Below are 19,647 nucleotides of genomic sequence, written 5' to 3'. Positions count from 1 at the left end.
AGGGACTGGCACAAAGAGACGCGGAGGAGCGGCCTGCGCCGCGCACCGCGCAATCGAGGTCCGCGAGAAGCGGGCGCCAGTCCTTGGCCTCAATGACGGATCCGCCACCCCCGGCTCGGGCGACGGACCGCAGGCCGGCCCGTGCGGATGCCGGGTCCTCCCGGCATGGCGTGCTCGAAGCCGCCCATGCTCCGGCTGCCGGTCTTGATCCGCGCCAGGTGGGCGCGACCCCAGCGCGGCGTCGGCCCGAGGCGGGCGGTCCACGCCTGCGGTTCGCATCCCGCGCCTCGTCACGACCGTCCGAACGGGCCCATCGGACCGGGGGCGGATCGGCCCCCGCTTCAGGACGCTGGGCCCCTGCCCCGGCGCAGGACATCGCGGGAGGCTGAAGGGGCATCGGGAGACCGGCTCCCCGGGACGGTCCGAAGGGACGGAAACGGCCGCTCGGCCGATCGAGCCCGGGTGGCCCGGCCTCTCGACGCAGTCGCAGACCGACGTGCCCCACAGGATTGCGCACGTGGGCGGGTCGGCGCAGCAGTGACGAGGAAGGGGGTGGCGTGATGAGCCGCAGCGTCGGTGAGGTGATGACCCGTGAGGTTGTCGAAGCGCACCGGGACACCTCGTTCAAGGACGTGGCACGGCTGCTGGATCGGCACCGGATCAGCGGGCTGCCCGTGGTGGACAACGACGACAAGGTCGTGGGAGTGATCTCCGAGACCGATCTGATCCGATGCCAGGCGGCCAGGCCCGCCGACAGCCGGACCCGCACCTTCCGGAAGCCTGTGCTGCGCCGTTCCGGCCGTCGTGCGGCTGCCGTCGCCCGCGCCACGACGGCGGCGGAGCTGATGTCGACACCCGCGGTCACCGTGCATCCGGAACAGCCCGTCGCGGACGCCGCGCGCGTCATGGAACGTCACCACGTCGACCGCCTTCCCGTGGTGGACGAGGAGGACCGGCTGATCGGCATCGCCACTCGGCGTGATCTGCTGCGCGTCTTCCTGCGCACCGATGAGGAGATCCGCCAGGACGTGATCGACAACGTCCTGACCCGCGCCATGTGCCTGCCACCCCACTCCGTGATCGTCTCGGTCCGCGACGGCATGGCCACAATGGAAGGGCAGTTGGAGCACCGCAGCGACATCCCGCTCGTGGTCCAGCTGACGTGGCGCATCGACGGAGTGGTCGGCGTGGTGAACAGCCTGACCTTCCGGATCGACGACACGCATCCGCCCGAGCAGCATGCTGCGGACGTGATCGCCCGCCCCTGGATGCTGCAGCACTGACCTGGAGGCGCGTGACAACTTCCGTATGGATACCGGAAGTTCGGAGAGTTCAGGAGCTGTGGGGAGAGCTCTTGGCAGTGAGGGGGATGCGCCAGCGCAGGCGGGTGCCGCCCTCGGGACGGCCGGCCACCTCGAACATGCCGCCGAGTTTCTCCGCACGGCGCCGCAGGTTGGTCAGGCCGCTGCTGCGGGTGACGGCCGGGTCGATGCCCAGGCCGTTGTCGGTGACCTCCAGGAGCAGTTCGTCTCCGGCATGGACGGTGACCCAGGCGGCGGAGGCGCGGGCGTGGCGGGCGATGTTGGACAGGGCCTCGCGCAGTGCGGCGAGCAGATGGGCGGCGGTCTCGTCGGGCAGAGCGGCGTCGACGGGGCCGGCGAACTCGACCGCGGGGGCGAAGCCGAGACGGTCCTGTGCGGTGGCGGTCTCGTCGAGGACCTGGGCGCGGAGGCTGGCGGCCTTCTGGGTGGGCTGGTTGAGATTGAAGATGGTGCCGCGCAACTCCCGGATGGTGGCGTCGAGTTCGTCGATCACCTTGTGGATGCGGGAGGAGGCGTCAGGCCGGCCGGCGCGGGCGGTGATGCTCTGCAGTGCGAGACCGGCGCCGAAGACCCGTTGGATGACCATGTCGTGCAGGTCCCGGGCGATACGGTCGCGCTCGGCCATCACTTCGCGATCGGCGCGCGCGGCGGCCAACTCGGCCTGGGCGGCGAGCTGGTGGGTGATGTCCCGGGCCACGGTGGAGAAGCCGATCAGGGCTCCGTCCGCGTCACGCATAGGTGAGACCGTGACGGCGACGTCGACGTTCGTGCCGTCGGCGCGGTGCCAGTGGCTCTGGTAGGAGTCGGCGTGTCCCTGGGACCGGATCTGCTCCACCACCGACCGGAAGTTGTCGAAGGCCGCCTCGGGCATGAGGGTGCCGATCGTCCGGTCGAGTATCTGCTGCTCGGCGTGGCCGAACAGCCGCTGGGCGCCCGGGTTCCAGGTCTGGACGAGCAGGGACGGGCCGACCGAGATCATGGCGTCGTCGGAGGCGGCCACGATGGCCGCGAGCCGGGCCTCGGCGGCCCGGGCGGCCTCCAACTCGGTGTGCAGGGCTATCAGGCCCCGGTTGGTGTCGTCCAGCTCCTGACGCAGCTCGTCCACCAGCTGTGCGTGGCGCGCCAGTTCAGCCTGCTGCACGAGGTTGTCGTCCGCATCCTCGGCGGTCAGGGGACTGCGCAGGTCTCCCATGCCGACCCCCCTTCGCCCGGTGACGGGAACCGGTTCATCATGCCATGTGGGCGACCTGGCGGACCACGAGCACTGTGGCGTCGTCGGTGGGCCGTCCGTACTCGCGGTGGAGCACGGCGGCGATCACCGCCGGATGGTGGTCCAGCAGGCGCGGGTGGTCGTCCACGGTCCAGCCTGAGCGGATCCCGTCGGAGACGAGGATGAGGCTCGACCCTGGCTCGAACGGGCAGCGCTGCAGACGGACGGTGGGGAAGGGGAGATGGGTGCCCAGGGTGCCGGGGCGGTCCAGCAGATGGACCGACCGGGCGCCGGTGATGACCCGTCCGGTGATGTTGCCGACAGCCGCGTACGTGAGCTCGCCGCGCCCGGGGTCGATCAGGCACGCACCGAGGACTCCGCCACGGGTGCCGCGCATCGCCTCGTGGGTGAGACGGACGAACCGGTCCAGGTCGGTGACGGGGGCCTGCTCGAACGTGGTGATCGCGGCGCGGGCCGCTGCGGCGGCGCCCGGGCCGTGACCGAGGCCGTCGACGACCAGGGCGGCCGTCGGGCGGCCTGGCGCGACGGCCCAGGCGTCCCCGGACTCGCCGTCGCCGCCGAGGGGGACGTTGACCCCGCCGTAGCGCCACCCCGCGTCACCGGCCGGAGCGTGGGCGCCGAGCCGGGCGTAGACGACTGTTCCGCGGCGAGTGGCGTACCAGTCGAACTCGGCGGCGTTGCGCCTGACCACGTTCAGCCCCGCCTTGAGCCCGCTCCCGCCGGGTCGGGGCGGGGCGACGGGAGGGGCCGTCCCGGCCGGCGGGGCGAGCGTGCCGGTGGTGATGCCCGGGCCGTGGTCGACGGAGATCAGCTCGATCCCGTCCCCGGCCTTGCGCGCCAGCACGTATCCGCCCGGGTGGGCGTGGCGAAGCAGATTGGTGCCCATTTCGGTGGCGACCAGTTCGGCCACCCCTTCGCGCAGTGCATTCTGTCCGGCGGACATTCTGGCCACGGCCCGGCGCAGGGCGCCGACGTCCTCCTCGGCACCGATCGCATGGCGGCGGTGTGCGTGCTCGTTCAGCGTCGCCACCTCCTCGTCACCGGAGCCCGCATCCTCACCGCTGCCATTTCACGATCACCACGGTCGTGCCCGACCCGGCGGCGGAGGTGAGGGTCATGTCGTCCACCAGCCGACGCGCGCCCGGCAGGCCCAGCCCGAGGCTGCCCCGGGTGCTGAAGCCGTCGGTCAGGGCCGCATCGATGTCGTCGATGCCCGGGCCGTCGTCTGCGAACGTGGCCCGCACGCCCCGCCGGCCCTGCCGGTAGACCTGTTCGATGCTGATGCGGCCCCGGCGGCCCGTGGCGTAGTTGAGGATGTTGCGGGCCAGCTCACTGCCGGCCGTGATCAGTTTCGTCGCGTCCACCAGATTGAGCCCCATCGCCTCCGCCTCGGTGCGCAGTACCTTCCGCACGCGGATCAGGTCGGCCTCGTCGGCGATGGTGAAAACGTCCGACTCCGTGCCCGTCACGGCATCAGCGGTCACAGACGGCCCCCACCGGCATCGGCCCGCCGAAGCCGCTCCAGCAGAGCCAGGCCCTGCTCGGCATTGAGCGCGGTGTCCAGATGCCCCATCGGCACACCGAGCTCCACCAGCGTGATGGCCACCGCGGGCTGGATCCCCACGATCGCCGCCTGCGCTCCCAGCAGCCGGACCATGGCCACGATCCGAGCCAGTACCCGGGCGATGAAGGAGTCGACGACGCTCAGCCGGCTGACGTCGATGAGCATGCCGGAAGCCGAGGTGCGGGCGATCTCCCGGGTGAGCTGTTCCTCGATCTGTATCACCGTGGTGTCGTCGAGGTCGCCCTGCAGCGCCACGAGCAGCGTGTCGCCGATCTTCATGACCGGAACGACGTCCCCGGTCATCGCGACTCCCCGAACGACAGGGCCCGGGCGGCCGTCGCCGCGGTCCCGGCCCGCTCGGCGAGCACCGCCAGGGCCAGCTGCAACGCGTCCTGCAGCGTGTTGCGGGAGCGCAGATGACCCATGTCGATGCCCAGGTGCACCATGGACTGAGCGGTCTCCGGCCGCACCCCGCTCATGATGCTCACCGTCCCCATCAGGGCCGCCGCCTGCACCGTCTTCAACAGATGCTGGGCGACCTGGGTGTCGATGGTGGGCACCCCGCTGATGTCCAGGATGGCCACTTCCGCCTGGCTCTGCGCGATCTTCTCCAGCAGCCCCTCGGTCAGCCGGGTGGCCCGCAGCGTGTCCAGCGTGCCGATGATCGGCAGCGCCAGCACCTTGTCCCACACCTGGATCACCGGCGTGGACAGCTCCAGGATCTCGTCGCGCTGCCGCTGGAGGCGCTGTTCGGTCTCCCGGCGCTCGGTGACATCCCGGATCGCCGCGGCCACGAGCGTCCCCTCGGCCGTCTCCAGGGGACTCAGGCTGATCTCGACGGGGAAGTCGGTGCCGTTGCGGCGCATCCCGGACAACTCCAGCCCCGCCCCCATCGGCCGCAGCTGCGGGTTGGCGAGGAAGCCGGAGCGATGGCCGACATGCCGGTCCCGGAACCTCGGCGGCACCAGGACCTCGATCTCCCGGCCGACCAACTCGGCACGCTCGAAGCCGAACAGCGTCTCCGTCTGCCGGTTGACCAGCACGATCCGCGCGTCCTGCCCCAGGATCACCATGGCGTCCGGAGCCGACTCCAGCAGACCGTGGAACAACGACTCGGCCCGCGCGCTCTCCGTGGCGTCCCGGAAAACCTTGACGAACCCGGTCACCGCCCCGTCCTGGCCGCGCACCGGCGTCAGCGCGACCTGGGCCAGGAACCGTTCACCGCCTTTGCGGATCCGCCAGCCCTGGAACTCCCGCCGCCCGTCCCGGGCGGACTCCAACTCCCGCTCCATCAGCCCGGCGCCGCGGTCCTCTTCGAGGTGCAGCACCGACACCGACCGGCCGACGACCTCGCTCTCCGTATAACCGGTCAATGCCTCGGCGGCGCGGCTCCAGAGGACCACCTCGCCGCCCGGCCCGAGCTTGACGATCGCCTGGTCGGTGACCGCGTCCAGCATTGCCTCGAGATCCTGCAGGCTCACCTGCGGATCCTGGCCGCCTCCTGGTGGCGTCGTCATGCCCGGCCCCGCCCTTCGCATCGTCCATCCCCAAGCCGGGCCCCCGCCCGGTGGCGCCCCCTGATCCCGGCGCGGCTGATGCTATCGCCCCTCAAGGCAGCTGATCGGGGCCCCTGTGCACCGCGACCGATTACAGCGGGACACGCCGACGGGGGACCGGCCTGTCACCGTCCGGCATGTTTGCCGATCTCGGCCGAGTGGTCGTCGCGGCCACCCGAACACCCCGCGAATAACCGGGCTGTTCGGACTCGATACAGCTCCGCACGATGCCGGAACGGGAGCCGGATGCCTTGTCGCCCGCGAACACCGCGCTGGTCCACGCCGAGGCCACCTGTGCCGACGCCGTGCGGGCCCCAGCCGAGCACGCCGTCGCCCGCGCAGCGCCGCGGCGCGCGGTCGGGGCCGAGGTGATCAGCATCCAGCAGCGCGTGCGCGCCTTGCGGCGCCACCGGATTCCGTAACTGGAGGCCGCATGGTGCTTCTCCCTTTCGGAGTGACAGCCGCGAGGGGGTGCGACTCAAGCGTGGCAGGAGCCGGTCGCCCACAGGTGAGCCGTTACGGACCCGACGCGCATGTCCGCCACGTCGAGCACGGTCCCGGGACCCATCGCGCTGTCCCGGTCCGAGCGCGGAGGGGCAGGCAGGTGAGGGACCCCGGCGACAGCGGCTGACGCACGACCACCGGACGTGGGAGAGGCGACAGAGACCGAAGTGCGCTGAGATCAGTGAAGTCCTGTGTGGGACGCATGAGTCGATACCCGCCCGCGCATGACGTCCGACCGGTGCGGCGTGCCGAGGGGTGCCCGATGCCGAAGAGCACCGACAACGTCAGGCACGGACAGGTCTGCTCGGTAGGAGGTCGGCGCTGTGTACGCGCCTCGCATCGGCCGTGCGGAAGGACGACTACTCGCTTGCCCGGGGAATGGCGATGACCGGGCATTCGGCATGGTGGAGCACGCCGTGGACCACCGAGCCGAGGAGCATGCCGGTGAAGCCTCCGTGACCGCGGGTGCCCACGACGAGGCCGAGCGCGTGTGCGGACTCCTGGGCCAGGACCTGCACCGGGTGGCCGCGGGCCACCTCGTGGTGGAGTTCCACGTCCGGGTGAGCGGCTTCGCGGCCGGCCACCGTCTCCGACAGGAGTCTGCGGCACTCCTGGAGGGCCGCCTGCTCGTCCAGGACGCCGAGGAGCGGCGGATGCCACACGTACAGCGCCCGCAGCACCGCGCCACGCAGGGCGGCCGCCTCGAAGGCGTAGTCGACGGCGGCCGCGGAGTGGGGGCTGCCGTCCACACCGACGACGAAGTACGGCGGCTGCTGGGTGACGTGCTCGGGATCGCGCACGACCACCACGGGGCAGGGTGCGTGCGCGATGACCGGCAGCGCGATGGAGGCCGAGGTGAACAGCTCCTCTCGCGTGCCCAGGCGGCGCGAGCCGACCACTACGGCGGCGGCGCTGCGTGCCTGCGCTCGCAGGACCCGCATGGGCTCGCCCGCAGCGAGGACCGCCGAGACCTCCAGGTGCGGGTAGCGGTCTTCAACGAACGTAACCGCCTCGTGGAGCGTGCGTTCTGCGGCACTGGGCAGCTCGTGGCCCCGTTCGTCCCCGGGGAGGTCCGGGGGTCTTGGCCGGTACGGGTCGACCGGCTGTCCCAGGGCGTGGACCAGGCGGAGAGGGAGGCGGCGTCTGTCGGCCTCGTCGGCGCCCCAGGCCAGGGCCATGCGGTGGGACGGATCGGGATCGACGCCGACCACGATCGGTGTGCGTGTTGGTGTTGTCATCGTGTCCTCCGTGCTGTCTCGACGCCGGTCCTCCGCCGGACCGAGATTCGGTTCGCGCTTGCGTCCGCCCGCCATCGCCGAGCCCCTGCCGCGTCCGCGGAGACCGCCGTATCACCTCGGGTCATGACTCATGCGCTCATCCCTGGGCACTCAAATCGCGGTCCCTCTCTGATCGAGTCTGCTCCCGCACCCGTGTCGCGGAAGGGCCGTTCGGGTCCCTTCGGGAGTTAAGACGCCGCCATCCCTGCCGGCTGCTGCGCGCCGCTGGCACCTGGGGTCTCACCGGGCCGACTTCGGCGCTTGTCCAGGCGGGAGCAGGCATCGCCGGTCGGGCGCCGGGGGACGAGGTCACCAACGTCTCGGGACACACGTACGCGGGCTTCGTGCCCTGTCACCAGCAGACCGGCGACCTCACGACGGTGTTCCCGTCTGGTGGCGTGACCATCCGTACGCAACCGGTTGCAGGACTGCGTGCCCGGAGACCGGGGCGGGATTCCCCTCGCCTTCGGGCCGTGGACCAGGGGCACGGGGCAGGCCAGGCGCCCGCGCTCGGGCGGCGGGTCGCGGACGAACTGGCTGAACGTCGCCGGCCGGGTCATCCCCTCACGCAGATACGGCATCGCCATCGTGACCTCGTAGAGATCGGTGGTCGTCGCGTCGGACATCGGCCTCACCTCTTCGACCCCGGTGCGGCGCCCGGCCGGTCGCCTGCGCGCGAACACATGCGCCGCAGGGGGATGTGGAGTCATCCTCGTATGAGAGGCGCCGTACCCGGCACGTCGGCGCGGACGCTCGCTCGTCGACCACCGCTCATGCTCACCGTCCTCCCAGCTTCTTACGAGACGGAGGAAGTCGCCATGGAGCCAGTTGTCACCGTGGGCCTCGACGGCTCACCCGAAAGTCTTGCAGCCGCCCGTTGGGCCGCCGACGAGGCGGAGCGGCGCAAGCTCCCCCTGCGCCTGTTGCATGCGTGGCCGCTGCTGGTGCCGGAACCGACCCAGGTCCCCGCGGAGGTGGATCAGAACTACTGGGCGAGACGGATCGTGCACAACACGCAGGCGGAGCTCCAGACGCGCCACCCGGGCCTTGTCGTCGTCGGCAGCCTGGTCGCCAACGACGCTCAGGACGCACTGCTGCACGCGGCGTCGGAGTCGGAGATGCTCGTGCTCGGCTCGCGGGGGCTGGAACCCGTCGAGAGCTATTTCCTGGGCGACATCAGCATGGCCGTCGTGGCGCGGGCCGAGCGGCCGGTGGTCCTGGTGCGCGCCGAGACGCGCCAGGAAGGGCTGCCGCCCACCGGGGGTACGGCAGCGGGTGTAGTGGTGGCGCTGAAACTGCATGGTCCCTGCGACGATCTGCTCGCATTCGCCTTCGGTACCGCCGTGGCGCGGGACGTGCCCCTGCGAGCCGTCCACGGCCGGAGCGTGCCGGTCCATGCGCACGTTCCCTGGGGCGTGGACCACGACATCACCGAGGAGATCACGCGGGACGCACAGCAGCGCCTGAGCCAGGTTCTCCGTCCCTGGCACGAGAAGTTCCCGGGCGTGGTGGTGGATGACAGCGTCGGTCTCGAGAGTCCCGCCAGGGCCGTCGTACGAGCCGCCGATGGTGCCGGGCTGCTGGTCGTCGGCCGACGCAAGCGCCGTCCCGTCCTGGCACCACGCCTGGGCTCCGTGGCCCATGCCGCCATCCACCACGCGCGATGCCCCGTCGCCGTCGTCTCCCATGACTGAGACGAGCGACCACCGGGAGCCGATGACGCCCGTGCTCCGGCCCTGCACCGACGCGCCAGGACGGCTCGCCGACAGTGGGCAGGGGGCCTGCGGGACCTCGTGAGTTTCTCTGCCCACGCCGATTCCGCAGGCGCCTGGGCACCACGCGGTCCGGCTCGCTTCTCACCGGCCACCCCCTCCTACGACGAGGGAAGGGCCGTTCGGCCCCACATCTGAACCGAGAAGCCCTCGCGCCCCCGCCCCTGCCCGCGCCAGGGTGAGGACGTCCATCCCCGTCCCTGGCTCCCGGACTGCTACCCCCTGCCCGATCAGAGGTGTGTGTCCATGCCCCGCCCCGTCACCGTCGGGATCGACGGCAGCGCCGCCAGCCTCGCGGCCGCTGCCTGGGCCGCCCGCGAGGCCGAACTGCGCGACATCGCACTCCACCTGGTCGCTGCCTGGCACACCCCAGACGGCGCTTCGCCCGACACACCGGAGGCGGACGCGAGCCGGCACTGGGCCGTCCGCTCACTCGACCTTGCCCTGGACCGACTTCGCAACCGCCACCACTCGTTGGCCATCCATGCCCACGTGCTGAACACCCCACCGCGTGAAGCCCTGTTGACCGCCGGAGGAGACGCGGAACTCCTGGTCCTCGGCTCCCGTGGGCTGGGCGGCATGTCCGCGCTCCTGCTTGGTTCCACCGGCGCGGAGACCGCTGCGCGGGCCGACTTCCCGGTCACTCTCGTCCGCCCGGCGCCCCATCCCGGCGACCTGCCCGCTGGACCGGTCCTGCTCGCCCTCGACGTCGCGCACCACTCTCAGGACGCCGTTATCGCCTTCGCGTTCGAGGCGGCGGCGATGCGCGAGGTCCCGCTGCGTGCGCTGTACGCCTGGCTGCCGTCCGGCCCGGCCCGCACCTATCCGGTCACGCCCTGGCAGCACAGCCGCTCGCGCCGCGCCCGGCACACCGACATGCGGCTGACCGAAGCCCTGATGCCCTGGCGGCACAAGTTCCCCGATGTACGGGTGGAGGAGATCTGTCTGGAAGACGTCCCCGCCGGCGCCGTGACCGCCGCCACCCGCCACGCGGGTCTCGCCGTGCTCGGCCACTGCGTACAGCCCGCCGCCGGGCCCCGACTCGGCGCGGTGGCCCACGCCGCCGTACGCCACGCTGCCTGCCCCGTGACGCTGATCCCACACCCCTGACACCACCGGGGCCCGAGGGCGACCGGGGACGAGGAGCTGTGCCGATCGCGTTCGACGACGGACTCGGCGACTCTGCACGCCTCGGGTCCGAGGGCCGACGCTCAGTCGGCGGCCGGAGGGAGTTTGTGCGGGCCCGTGTCGCCGCCGGGCGGTGCCTCACCGCCGGCCCGTGGATGCCGGATGATCAGATCGAGTTCGGTGCGCAGTGCGTCGGCCGGCTCGTCGGGGTCGGGGAAGTGGGCGGGGTCGACGGTCGTCGTCACGGTGAGTGTGCCGGCGTAGGACAGCACTTCGAAGTAGACGGGGATGTTTCCGCCCGGGCCGACGCCGACCGGGACGGCGGAGGTGACCGGAGCCCCGCCGAACGTGACCTGTTCGGCGGGACCGCGCACGTGGGTGATCAGGGTGTGGAACCGGTGCTGGTGGTTGAGGTACCAGCGGTAGCCGCCGAGCGCCGCCAGAGGGCGGAACAGCCCGCCCAGCACGGCGATCGGGGGCGGCCCGGTGGCGGCCTCCCGGTGCGTGCGGACCTGGGTGGCGACCTGCCGCAGACGGTCGGGCACGGCGCCGGTGGCCGGCACGGACACGAGCATCGGGCTGACCATGTTGCCCAGGGCGGGCCCGTTGTCCGGGCGGCGGCCGGACACTGGCACACAGACCACGAGTGTGCCGAGAGACTCCCTCCTGCCCGCCAGCACGCGGTGCAGCGCGCCCGCCACCGCGACCAGGACCGCGTCGTTGGCCGTCGCATCGTGCCGGTGCGCGGCCGTCCGCACGGCCGCGAGGTCGGCGTGGACCACGCTCAGCCGCCGACTCGGCCCGGTCCGCCGGTTCAGCGAGCAGGGCGTGACCGGTGGCGGCCGAAGACCTCCCCCGGCGTGCAAGGACATGCGCAGCAGGTGCCACGACTGCGCGACACGGCCCACTGCGGCCAGCCGATTCGTCAGCGCGTCGCGGGCGAGGGCGGCGGAGGTGGGTGGGGGCCGAGGGAAGCGCCCCTGGGCTGTGTCGGCGGGGGCGTCGACGAGGTTGGCCAGTACCGCGAGCCCGCCGACTCCGTCGGCGAGCGCATGGTGCAGGACGAGCACCAGAGCACGTGTGCTCTCGCCGAGACCGGTGATCAGCGTGGCCGACCACAGGGGTTGCGTGCGCGGCAGCGGGCTGGCGACCACTGAAAGGGCGGTGTCCAGCAGCGCCCTGTCGTCGCCCGGCCGAGGGCAGCTCAGCGCGCGGACGTGGTTGCGGGCATCGAACCCAGGGTCGTCGACCCAGACCGGGCCGCCACAGCCGATGGGTACCCGGACCAGCCGCTGGCGCAGCCGCGGCACGGCCGGGACGCGCTCGGCAATCAGCCGACGGACACGCTCCAGGTCCAGCCCGCCGGCCCCATCGAGCGTCAGGACGACCCCGAACTGCTCGGGCACCTCCCCGCTGTCCATCGCCAGGAACGCCCGGTCCGACGGGCTCGCGCGCTCGATTTCCGGGTGCCCCGGTCGCGAGGACTGGCCGGTCGTCGCTGCCATGCTCCCAGCCAACCAGCTGCGAACCCCCTCTGCCCAGAGCCGAAGGTCCCCGGCATCGGCCGTCCCGGCCCGCACGGTCCACCCGGACGCCCCGCTGACTCCTGTACCCCGGGACGATCTTTGAACGCCCTGCTCCTGGCCCGGAGCCACCGCTCCCGCTGCGGCTACGAGCTTCTGTCCGGGCCGGTCTGGTGACCTGCCGGGCCGGGTCCTGCGCTGCTGATCTCTCTGGGCCGAAACGGGCTGGGCGTTGCGGCGTGGGATCGTGCGGTGAGGCTTCCATGTCCGGCCCCCAGCTGGTTGCCCGAAGCGTGCGGGCGCCGGGCCCGCGGGCCGTACAGAGATCCCCTGCGACGACGGCGCGTCGCCCGTCGGCCTGACGCGGGCCCGGCACAGGGGGCGGGGTGACCAGCCCGCCCACCTTCCCGAGGAGCCGCCGTGGCGGCAGACGCCGGTCCCCAAACCGGCGTCGCCCGCGAGTCGAACACCCTCCCCCTCGTCCCGCGGGCTCGCTTCCCACGTTCAGGCCGCGGGCGGCGCCGCAGCAGGGGCCGAACGACTCGCTCACGGGGCCGACCGACCCAACACCGCTGCGACCAAAGGTGTTGACGGACCATGGGAAGCCCAGCCGACACCTGGCGGACACTTCCGCCACCTTCCGCGGACACCGGCGCAACCGCTTCGCATGACCGCTGAAGACCCGGTCTTCGCTGGGGCAGGTGTTCGCCGAGTACGGGCGCATGGCCAAGACCCTGCACCTGCTGCAGGTCGTCGACCCGGTCGATGACACCTACCGGCGGCAGATGGGCAAGCAGCTCAGCGTCCAGGAGTCCCGCCACACCCTCGCCCGGGACATCTGCCACGGCAAGCGCGGCACCATCCACCAGGCATACCGGGACGGAATGGAAGATCAACCAGGGTCACTGGGACTGGTGTTGAACGCCGTCGTGCTCTGGACGACGAAGTACATCGACGCCGCGGTCGCCCAGCTGCGCGCCGAGAGCCACGAGATCAGCGATGAGGATGTCGCCCGCCTGTCCCCGCTGAAGTTCAAGAACCTCAACGTCCTGGGCCGCTACAGCTTCACCCCCTCCACCCCGCGCCAGGGCCTGCGCCCGCTGCGTGACCCGGACGCCCCCGAGCTGGACGAGGACGACGACGCCCTGGACCGACTGCGCCTTCCGGTGCGCTCGCGTGTGTCACCACGCCGCAGTCACGCCCAGGGGGTGAAGCCGGGAAGGTGATGACGACCTGCGGAGAGTGCGGGGCGTGGGAGTGCCGCAAGGTCTTCGGCCTCGCCACCGCGGAAGTTCGCCCGGCATGACCTGCTGTCCGTCAGTCCGACAGCCAGTGCAGCTCGTGCGCCAGGGTTTTGGCGACGGCACGGATGCGGCGGTGCAGCGGCGACTGCTCGCGCGGAAGGACCAGGTGGATCGTCAGGCTGGGTGCGCCGTGCAGCGGTCGCCAGGTGATGCCGGGCGGTGATGCCGTGACGGCGGCCTCGCCGGCCGGGGCGAGGGTGAGCCCGTCGCGCAGGTCGCGCTGTGACATGTCGAAAGAGACTGTGGGCGTGTGGAATCGGGGGTGTGGTCGGGTATCGCGGAACAGTGCGGCGAGCTGGTCGTGGATCACGGGGTTGGCCGCTCGGTCGGGGAGTCGCAGCGGATACGCGGCCGCGGCGGCGATCTCGATCTCCGGGTGTTCGGCCAGCGGATGGTGCTGCGCCAGCTGGACGCCGATCCGCTGACGCCGCAGCAGGTACCGGCGCACGCCACGGCCCGGTTGTTCACCGCGGGTGATCCCGGCATCGATGCGGCCGTCGGAGACCGCGGGGGAGATCTCCGGTGTCGCCATCGGGACCGCGCCGACCTCGAGTCCGGGACTGCTGCGAATCAGCCTGTCCACCAGGGCCGGTGCCGTCTCGGCCCCGGCGCTGAGGCTGTATCCGATGCGCAGCGTGCCCAGTTCACCGGCCACCGCGCTCCGGGCGGTGTCCCATGCCCGGTCCAACGCCGCCAGCGCGGGCGGCGCGGACTCCGCCAAAGCCGCACCGGCCGTGGTCAATACGACGCTGCGCGTGTTGCGGACCAGCAGGGCCGTACCGAGTTCCGCCTCCAATCGGCGCATCCGGGCGCTGAGTGCGGGCTGTGCGATACCGATCCGTGCGGCCGCGCGGGTGAAGTTCAACTCCTGCGCCAGCACCAGGAAGTACCGCAGGCTCACCGTATCCGGCGCCACGTACCCTCCCTGCCGATTGATAACGATCCGTTCTGAGTCTATCCCGTATTGATCTTTCCCTCGACCCCACATCAAGCCCTAACCTGCGCATATGACGATTCAACTGACGGCGGTCCTGGACATCGCACTCACGCAGCCCGCCGACCCTGATCTGGACGGAGGTCGTCATGCATAAGTTGGTGGTCCTGTATTCCAAGCCCGCCGACCCTGACCACTTCCGCGACTACTACGTGACCAACCACCTTCCGCTGGTCATGAATTGGCCCGGCCCGCTTGCGTGGCGCTACAGCTTCGACGTGGCGGCGACCGAGGGAGAAGCGCCGTATTTCGCGGTCTTCGAAGCCGACTTCGCTGACGCCGCCGCCATGGACGCGGCGCGGGCGTCGCCGCACGGCCGGCGGCTGGCCGCCGATGTCGCCAACTACGCCACCGGCGGTGCGGTCATCATCCACTATCCGGTGCAGGACGGCATCGGCTGAGGCAGGACGGTACGCTCCGGGACGCGTTCGGTCGGCCGTTGCGGCCAGGTCCGGCTATCGGCGGAACGCCGTTCGCGGTTGCCGGTTCGTTGAGCGTCAAAGGTGGGCCGATGTCCTGGCCGGATGTCACGGTGGTTGATGCGTGCGTGCGGCGCGACGGCCGGGGCGGCAGCCCCACGGCCGTCACCGACGACGACCCGGCGGCGACGGACGCGGACCGGCGTGCGGTCGCTGCTGCGGCCGGCACCTCGCACGCGGCGTTCCTCGGCCCGGGGCGGACGCCGGACGGTGGCTGGCCGGTCCGGTTCTTCACCGCCACCGCCGAACTGTCCGGCTGCGGCCACGGCACCGTTGCCGCGCAGGCCGTCCGGTTGACCCGCACCGCGCTGGGCGAGCTGAACGACCGCCAACACACCGGCGGGCGCACGTTCGACACCGTCGCGATCCGCCGCCCCGCCGGCATCGAGGTGTGGTTCGACCAGGGCCTCGTCGCGCTGCGTCACCCGGCACCGGACGAGCGCGCCGCGATCGTCGCCGCGCTCGGGCTCACCGCGGACGACCCGCATCCGACCGACGCGCCACGGATCGCCGCGCCCGGCGCACCACGCATGCTGGTACCGGTCCACGACCGGTCGGCGCTGCTCCGAGTCCACCCACACCTCGGCAGGCTGACAGCGGCGTGCCGGCGGTACGGGCTCCTCGGCTGTTTCGTGTACGCACCGCCGGTGGGCGACCGACCGGGTGCGGCGCGGATGTTCGCGCCGGCGATCGGTGTCGACGAGGACGTCGCCAACGCCAACAGCACCGGCTGCCTGGCCGCCCACCTGCTCGACACGACAGGGGCACAGACGGTCGCGATCGAGGTGGAGCAGGGTGACAGCCTCGGTCGACCGGCCAGCGTGCTCGCTTCGGCCCGACGCGGGCCGGCGGGCATCACAACCCGGGTCGGCGGGTTGGCAGTGGTCCGCGACGGACACCGAGGCGACAACTAGACCGTCCTCTTCTGCGATCCGCGCATGGGGCTGGGGCTGTCCGCTGCGGTCAAGCGTTGGCACCCGGTGGCGGCCGTCAGCGGGACGCGGTGTCGAGGGCGCGGCTGAGTGTCCATCGGGAGACGCGCAGCTTGGCGGCGACGGCGGTTCGGGTTTGTCCGGCGCCGAGCAGGATGCGGGCGTCGGCGATCTGTTCGGAGGTCAGGGCGCGAGGACGGCCGCCGACGCGGCCTCGGGCGACCCGAGCGGGCCCGGCCGTCTGCTCTTCGCGTTCTTCGCCGCGATGGCGGAGACCGAGCGGGAGAACATCCGGGAGTCGACCCTCGAAGGGCTCGACGCCGCGGCCCGCAAGGGCAAGCACGGCGGCCGCCCGGCCGTCATCACCGAGGACATGCTGCACACCGTGCTCCGCCGCCGGGCGAACGGCGAGTCGGTCGAGCAGATCCAACCCGACCTGATCATCCCCACCGGCAAGCGCAAAGGTCAGGCCCCCAGCGTCGCGAGCATCTACCGCGCACTCGCCGAGAACGAGAAGCAGGAGGCGTACCCCGAGGCCGTCGCCCAGGCGCACGCCGACTTCGCCGACCTCCAGGACGTCGACGACATCCCTCGCCCCCGCCGGGTCCGTATCCGACGCCCTGGCGACCCGCTCGCAGCCGACGAAGCCGACCTCCGCCAGCGACTCCAGACCCAGCCTCACCCGAACTCGGAGACCGCCACCCAGGAACCATGATCGTTCTCAGCGCCAACCGCTGTACCGATCTTCCCCAAGCCCGTCGCCAGCGCAACACCTACCTGCCGTCGCAGAGAGCGTCGGGCCACCGCTCGCGGGACTACGCCCCATCGGCAACCGTGATCGCCCGTGATCGGATCGTTGGTGGGCCCGGCCTCCACAGTGGGACGAGTCCGGACTCAACGAGTTGTCGCCCGCCGGGCTGAAGGAGCTGTGTCGAGACCTCTTCAGCCAGTTCATCGGCCTCTTCATTGCCGTGCTGTTCGTACAGCGAGAACTCCGCGCCGTACGACTTCACACTCGACGGGGACGCCTGCGCGAGGTCCTGACACGGGCGTGTCGACGGCGGCGAGGCGGTCGTCGTCACTCCGCCGCGAGGACCGCGTCGGCCGGTCGCCGTGGGGTCGGACGGCCGCGGGTGGCGTGGCCGAGACGCAGGATCATCTGGGGGAACTCTCCGCGGGCGATCGTCGAGCGCAACTGGGCGCGCAGCCGGGGGATTTCGAGAGGCTGTGTGTGGAAGGCGGCCGCGGTCCAGCGGACGGTGGCATGCAACAGCACGCGCTGCAGGGCCTGTCCGGCGCACAGCCGGTCCTGAGGGGTGTCGCTCCGGGTGGTGAGGAGGACGACGAGCCCCGTCCCGGCCGGCCAGACCTCGGATGCGGCGGGCGGAATGCGGGTGGCGCGCAGGTGGAAGTCGCGCCCGGCCAGGCCGGTGCCGTCCGGGTCGTACGCGCAGCTATTGAAGGGGAGGCCGTCCTTACGCCCGTCGCGGGTGGCGCGGGTCCAGTGGAGCAGTTCGGCGACGTGCCCGGGGTCGTAGCGGTGGATGGCTTCGGCGGTGCGGACCAGCTCCGCGAGGTGACGCCTGGCGTGGCGTGATTCCACCGTGTACAGCTCGGCGCCCTCCGCCCGGGCATGCGCGCGCAGTTCCCCGACCAGTGGCCGCGGGAGCGGCGACCACTGGAACGGGCCGCGGTGCGTGTGCCGTTGCAGCAGGGCGCGGTACATCAGGTTCTCGCCGGTGCTCGGCCTGGCGTACGCTCCCCAGCCGACGCGGGCGACGTGGGCCGGGTTCCACAGGTCGGGGAACGGCTGCACGACGGGTTGGAAGCCCAGGTGCCGCATGGCGAGGCGGACGTTGAACAGGGCCGCACCACAGCTGATGACCTGCTCCCGTCCGTCCGGGTCGGTGAGCAGGAGCCGGCGCGTGGGGTCCGCGTACAGGTCGAGTTCCCCCTCCCGGCGGGTGAACAGCCAGGGCTGGGTGTTGTGGACCGAGGGCGCGGCGACGGCCGCGCGGACCAGGTGGTTGGCCGCGTGGTCGACCGGGGTGTGCGTTGCGTCCATGGGCGGCACCGCCGTTCGTCGCTGCTGGTGTCCTCGTGCCGGGTGGCTCAGTCGTGCGCCACGACGGCGACGGGGCAGCGCGCGTGATGGATCACGGTGTGGGTGACCGGGCCGGTGTGCCGGCCGAGGTGGGTCTCGCGCACGCGGCGGCCGACGACGAGCAGTCCGGCGCCCGAGGCGGCGCGAACCAGGTGGGTTGCGGCCCTGCCCTTGACGACCGTCTCGGTGACCTCGACTCCGGGGTACTTGTCGCGCCAGTTCTGCAGCACCGCGGTGAGGAAGGTGCGCCACTCCTCCTCGCGCCGCGGCCCTTCGCCGATGCCGGGCGCGCCGGAGCCGAGGGCGACGGCCGATGCGTTGTCCCAGGCCTGGACCGCGTGCAGCGTCGCACCGCGCAGCCGGGCCGACTCGAAGGCGAACTCGATCACCTCGTCGCACGGGTCGCTCACGTCGATGCCGAGAACGACATCACGGTACGGAGTGAGGAGCGACGTATTGCCGTCCTCGTCCGGCAGATGCTCGTCCTCGGACCGCTCCCCGGCCTCGACCAGGACGACCGGCCGGGTCGCCCGGGCCACGACGGCCTGGGCCACCGACCCGACCAGGAACCCGGTGAAGCCGCTCAGACCGCGCGAGCCGAGCACCAGCAGCTCGGCCTGCTGCGCAGCGTGCGACAGGGCCTCGGCCGCCGGGCCGTCGACCTGCTCGTCGGTGAGCCGCGCCTCGGGGCAGGTCCGCGCGATGCGGTCCTCGGCCTTGCGCAGGACGCCTCGTCCCACGTGGCGCCGGACCATGCTCGCTGCGGCGGAGGGCGCCTGAGTCGGGCTCCAGTCGGAGGCGTGCACCAGGTGCAGGGGCACATCGCGGCGCACCGCCTCCCGGGCGGCCCACTCTGCGGCGGCCAGGCTTTCCGGGGATCCGTCGACTCCTGCGACGACCGGTCGTGACATGGCGGGGCACCTCCGTGGTTCTCGCATGGTGGGTCTGTCTCGCTCCTGTTCCCATCGTCGTGGCAGGCGGCCGTGCTGCGGAGGGGCCACCGGTCCCGCTCGTTGGCCCTTACGGCCCCTGCGCGGAGGGCCACGCTGCGGATGACCGTGGGGCACGGAGGTACCGGGTGCCGTGTCCACGCAGGAGGCGAACCGGCATGGGACGGACGATCGTTGTCGGAGCCGACGGCTCCGCGCGGAGCAGGGCGGCGGCGGACTGGGCGGCCCGGGAGGCTCTGCGGCGCGGGCTGCTGTTGCAGGTGGTGCATGTGTCGGAGCCGTCAGGGACGGACCTGTCCGAGCCGTGGCACTGCCTCCCGAAGATCCCTCCCGGCCGGACGGTCGCCGAACTGACCTCCTGCCCCGCGGAGTTGACGGTGGAGGAGGTCCGCATCGACGGTGAGCCGGCGCCGGAGCTGCTCGCCCTGGGCACCTCGGCCGAACTGCTCGTGCTCGGGTTGCGCGGCGCCGGAGGGTTCGCGGGGCTGACGGTCGGGTCGGTGGCCCGCGCGGTGACCGAGTGCTCCGTCAGGCCCGTGGTGCTGGTGCCGGGTGGGCCCGCCTGCACGGGCACCGGATGGCGTACGGACAAGGTCGCGCTCGGCATCGACGCACGGCATCCGGACGACACGGCCGTCGACTTCGCCTTCGACAGGGCGAGTCGTCCGAACGCCCGTCTGCGCGCGGTGCACGCATGGAGGATGCCGGAGCCCGACGGCTCCCTGTCCTCATTCGCGGCACCGGACAGGGACCGGGCTGCCCGTGAGGACGACGAGGTGCAACTCCTGTCCGACGCCCTGTGCCCGTGGCGGGAGAAGTACCCGCAGGTGCGGGTACTGGAGGACGTCGTGCTCTTCGACGCAGGCGAGGCCCTGGTACGGGCATCGGGCCGGGCCGAACTGCTGGTGGCCGGGCGGCGTGGGAGTAGGCTCGGCACAGCCGTCAACCGGCTTGTCGAGCAGGCCGGTTGCCCGGTGGCCGTGGTGCCGGCGTGACGAAAGCCGGCT

20 protein-coding genes and 1 pseudogene are annotated in these 19,647 nt (G+C 71.9%); 9 read left to right on the top strand and 12 right to left on the bottom strand.

Annotation, left to right across the window (positions count from 1 at the left end; translation table 11 throughout):
* Window positions 1–560 precede the first annotated feature (560 nt).
* Window positions 561–1,283, top strand: a complete 723-nt coding sequence (locus tag ACFY10_RS43995) for a CBS domain-containing protein (RefSeq protein ID WP_390670973.1) — start codon at window positions 561–563, stop codon at window positions 1,281–1,283.
* A gap of 49 nt (window positions 1,284–1,332) precedes the next feature.
* Here the strand turns inward: ACFY10_RS43995 and ACFY10_RS43990 are convergent, their stop codons facing one another.
* The 5 genes from ACFY10_RS43990 to ACFY10_RS43970 are packed head-to-tail and all read right to left on the bottom strand — an operon-like array spanning window position 1,333 to window position 5,634.
* Window positions 1,333–2,514 (bottom strand): PAS domain S-box protein, encoded by a 1,182-nt coding sequence (locus ACFY10_RS43990; RefSeq protein ID WP_390670972.1) that lies wholly within the window; start codon window positions 2,512–2,514, stop codon window positions 1,333–1,335.
* Between the two features lie 37 nt (window positions 2,515–2,551).
* Complete coding sequence (locus ACFY10_RS43985) at window positions 2,552–3,583, bottom strand: SpoIIE family protein phosphatase (RefSeq protein WP_390670971.1); 1,032 nt, start codon at window positions 3,581–3,583, stop codon at window positions 2,552–2,554.
* A 25-nt stretch (window positions 3,584–3,608) separates the two neighbouring features.
* On the bottom strand, window positions 3,609–4,037 hold the full coding sequence (locus ACFY10_RS43980) for an ATP-binding protein (protein ID WP_390670970.1): 429 nt from the start codon (window positions 4,035–4,037) through the stop codon (window positions 3,609–3,611).
* Window positions 4,034–4,420, bottom strand: coding sequence for an STAS domain-containing protein (locus tag ACFY10_RS43975; RefSeq protein ID WP_390670969.1), 387 nt, complete (start codon window positions 4,418–4,420; stop codon window positions 4,034–4,036). The genes ACFY10_RS43980 and ACFY10_RS43975 overlap by 4 nt, the downstream gene beginning before the upstream one ends.
* Complete coding sequence (locus ACFY10_RS43970) at window positions 4,417–5,634, bottom strand: PAS domain S-box protein (RefSeq protein WP_390670968.1); 1,218 nt, start codon at window positions 5,632–5,634, stop codon at window positions 4,417–4,419. Before ACFY10_RS43970 ends, ACFY10_RS43975 begins: the two co-directional genes overlap by 4 nt.
* Window positions 5,635–5,924: 290 nt before the next feature.
* Between ACFY10_RS43970 and ACFY10_RS43965 the strand changes: the two genes are divergently transcribed.
* Window positions 5,925–6,095 carry a hypothetical protein gene (locus tag ACFY10_RS43965; protein WP_390670967.1) on the top strand — a complete coding sequence of 57 codons (171 nt, stop codon included), beginning with the start codon at window positions 5,925–5,927 and terminating at the stop codon, window positions 6,093–6,095.
* Between the two features lie 441 nt (window positions 6,096–6,536).
* Here the strand turns inward: ACFY10_RS43965 and ACFY10_RS43960 are convergent, their stop codons facing one another.
* Together ACFY10_RS43960 and ACFY10_RS43955 are read right to left on the bottom strand one after the other, a co-directional pair.
* Window positions 6,537–7,415, bottom strand: a complete 879-nt coding sequence (locus ACFY10_RS43960; protein WP_390670966.1) for a universal stress protein — start codon at window positions 7,413–7,415, stop codon at window positions 6,537–6,539.
* A gap of 227 nt (window positions 7,416–7,642) precedes the next feature.
* Window positions 7,643–8,080 (bottom strand): hypothetical protein, encoded by a 438-nt coding sequence (locus ACFY10_RS43955; RefSeq protein WP_390671173.1) that lies wholly within the window; start codon window positions 8,078–8,080, stop codon window positions 7,643–7,645.
* Window positions 8,081–8,272: 192 nt separating this feature from the next.
* Between ACFY10_RS43955 and ACFY10_RS43950 the strand changes: the two genes are divergently transcribed.
* Window positions 8,273–9,148, top strand: coding sequence for a universal stress protein (locus ACFY10_RS43950; protein ID WP_390670965.1), 876 nt, complete (start codon window positions 8,273–8,275; stop codon window positions 9,146–9,148).
* A 324-nt stretch (window positions 9,149–9,472) separates the two neighbouring features.
* Window positions 9,473–10,336: a universal stress protein gene (locus ACFY10_RS43945; RefSeq protein ID WP_390670964.1), complete on the top strand. Its 864-nt coding sequence runs from the start codon at window positions 9,473–9,475 to the stop codon at window positions 10,334–10,336.
* A 101-nt stretch (window positions 10,337–10,437) separates the two neighbouring features.
* On the opposite strand, the gene ACFY10_RS43940 is transcribed toward ACFY10_RS43945, so the two are convergent.
* A complete protein-coding gene (locus ACFY10_RS43940) occupies window positions 10,438–11,859 on the bottom strand; it encodes a wax ester/triacylglycerol synthase domain-containing protein (RefSeq protein WP_390670963.1) in 1,422 nt (473 codons plus the stop codon).
* Between the two features lie 710 nt (window positions 11,860–12,569).
* Between ACFY10_RS43940 and ACFY10_RS43935 the strand changes: the two are divergent.
* Window positions 12,570–13,007, top strand: a pseudogene (locus ACFY10_RS43935) (Tn3 family transposase); the annotation flags it as partial.
* Between the two features lie 187 nt (window positions 13,008–13,194).
* Here ACFY10_RS43935 and ACFY10_RS43930 read toward each other — a convergent pair.
* Window positions 13,195–14,097, bottom strand: a complete 903-nt coding sequence (locus ACFY10_RS43930) for a LysR family transcriptional regulator (protein ID WP_390670962.1) — start codon at window positions 14,095–14,097, stop codon at window positions 13,195–13,197.
* 167 nt (window positions 14,098–14,264) lie between these two features.
* Between ACFY10_RS43930 and ACFY10_RS43925 the strand changes: the two genes are divergently transcribed.
* Both ACFY10_RS43925 and ACFY10_RS43920 read left to right on the top strand, forming a co-directional pair.
* Window positions 14,265–14,576 carry an EthD family reductase gene (locus tag ACFY10_RS43925; RefSeq protein WP_390670961.1) on the top strand — a complete coding sequence of 104 codons (312 nt, stop codon included), beginning with the start codon at window positions 14,265–14,267 and terminating at the stop codon, window positions 14,574–14,576.
* A gap of 110 nt (window positions 14,577–14,686) precedes the next feature.
* A complete protein-coding gene (locus ACFY10_RS43920) occupies window positions 14,687–15,568 on the top strand; it encodes a PhzF family phenazine biosynthesis protein (protein ID WP_390670960.1) in 882 nt (293 codons plus the stop codon).
* Between the two features lie 76 nt (window positions 15,569–15,644).
* Here ACFY10_RS43920 and ACFY10_RS43915 read toward each other — a convergent pair whose 3' ends face one another.
* A complete protein-coding gene (locus ACFY10_RS43915) occupies window positions 15,645–15,740 on the bottom strand; it encodes a hypothetical protein (RefSeq protein WP_390671164.1) in 96 nt (31 codons plus the stop codon).
* On the opposite strand from ACFY10_RS43915, the gene ACFY10_RS43910 reads away from it, so the two are divergent.
* Window positions 15,723–16,301, top strand: coding sequence for a recombinase family protein (locus ACFY10_RS43910; RefSeq protein ID WP_390670959.1), 579 nt, complete (start codon window positions 15,723–15,725; stop codon window positions 16,299–16,301). The genes ACFY10_RS43915 and ACFY10_RS43910 overlap by 18 nt on opposite strands.
* 363 nt (window positions 16,302–16,664) lie before the next feature.
* Here ACFY10_RS43910 and ACFY10_RS43905 read toward each other — a convergent pair whose 3' ends face one another.
* Window positions 16,665–17,651: an Acg family FMN-binding oxidoreductase gene (locus ACFY10_RS43905; RefSeq protein WP_390670958.1), complete on the bottom strand. Its 987-nt coding sequence runs from the start codon at window positions 17,649–17,651 to the stop codon at window positions 16,665–16,667.
* Window positions 17,652–17,698: 47 nt separating this feature from the next.
* Window positions 17,699–18,601: a universal stress protein gene (locus ACFY10_RS43900; protein ID WP_390670957.1), complete on the bottom strand. Its 903-nt coding sequence runs from the start codon at window positions 18,599–18,601 to the stop codon at window positions 17,699–17,701.
* Window positions 18,602–18,798: 197 nt separating this feature from the next.
* Between ACFY10_RS43900 and ACFY10_RS43895 the strand changes: the two genes are divergently transcribed.
* Entirely contained in the window at window positions 18,799–19,635 is an 837-nt protein-coding gene (locus ACFY10_RS43895) for a universal stress protein (RefSeq protein WP_390670956.1), read from the top strand.
* Window positions 19,636–19,647 lie beyond the last annotated feature (12 nt).

The organism is Streptomyces sp. NPDC001401 (assembly GCF_042895385.1).
Lineage (GTDB): Bacteria > Actinomycetota > Actinomycetes > Streptomycetales > Streptomycetaceae > Streptomyces.
Note: the sequence above shows the minus strand (reverse complement) of the source record. Positions and strands in the feature narration are given on the sequence as shown.

Coding starts and splice junctions, on each gene's coding strand:
- ACFY10_RS43975 (WP_390670969.1), bottom strand. CDS start 4,420: ATGACCGGGGACGTCGTTCCGGTCATGAAGATCGGCGACACGCTGCTC.
- ACFY10_RS43940 (WP_390670963.1), bottom strand. CDS start 11,859: ATGGCAGCGACGACCGGCCAGTCCTCGCGACCGGGGCACCCGGAAATC.
- ACFY10_RS43950 (WP_390670965.1), top strand. CDS start 8,273: ATGGAGCCAGTTGTCACCGTGGGCCTCGACGGCTCACCCGAAAGTCTT.
- ACFY10_RS43955 (WP_390671173.1), bottom strand. CDS start 8,080: ATGTCCGACGCGACGACCACCGATCTCTACGAGGTCACGATGGCGATG.
- ACFY10_RS43960 (WP_390670966.1), bottom strand. CDS start 7,415: ATGACAACACCAACACGCACACCGATCGTGGTCGGCGTCGATCCCGAT.
- ACFY10_RS43895 (WP_390670956.1), top strand. CDS start 18,799: ATGGGACGGACGATCGTTGTCGGAGCCGACGGCTCCGCGCGGAGCAGG.
- ACFY10_RS43925 (WP_390670961.1), top strand. CDS start 14,265: ATGCATAAGTTGGTGGTCCTGTATTCCAAGCCCGCCGACCCTGACCAC.
- ACFY10_RS43995 (WP_390670973.1), top strand. CDS start 561: ATGAGCCGCAGCGTCGGTGAGGTGATGACCCGTGAGGTTGTCGAAGCG.
- ACFY10_RS43970 (WP_390670968.1), bottom strand. CDS start 5,634: ATGACGACGCCACCAGGAGGCGGCCAGGATCCGCAGGTGAGCCTGCAG.
- ACFY10_RS43900 (WP_390670957.1), bottom strand. CDS start 18,601: ATGTCACGACCGGTCGTCGCAGGAGTCGACGGATCCCCGGAAAGCCTG.
- ACFY10_RS43990 (WP_390670972.1), bottom strand. CDS start 2,514: ATGGGAGACCTGCGCAGTCCCCTGACCGCCGAGGATGCGGACGACAAC.
- ACFY10_RS43905 (WP_390670958.1), bottom strand. CDS start 17,651: ATGGACGCAACGCACACCCCGGTCGACCACGCGGCCAACCACCTGGTC.
- ACFY10_RS43920 (WP_390670960.1), top strand. CDS start 14,687: ATGTCCTGGCCGGATGTCACGGTGGTTGATGCGTGCGTGCGGCGCGAC.
- ACFY10_RS43945 (WP_390670964.1), top strand. CDS start 9,473: ATGCCCCGCCCCGTCACCGTCGGGATCGACGGCAGCGCCGCCAGCCTC.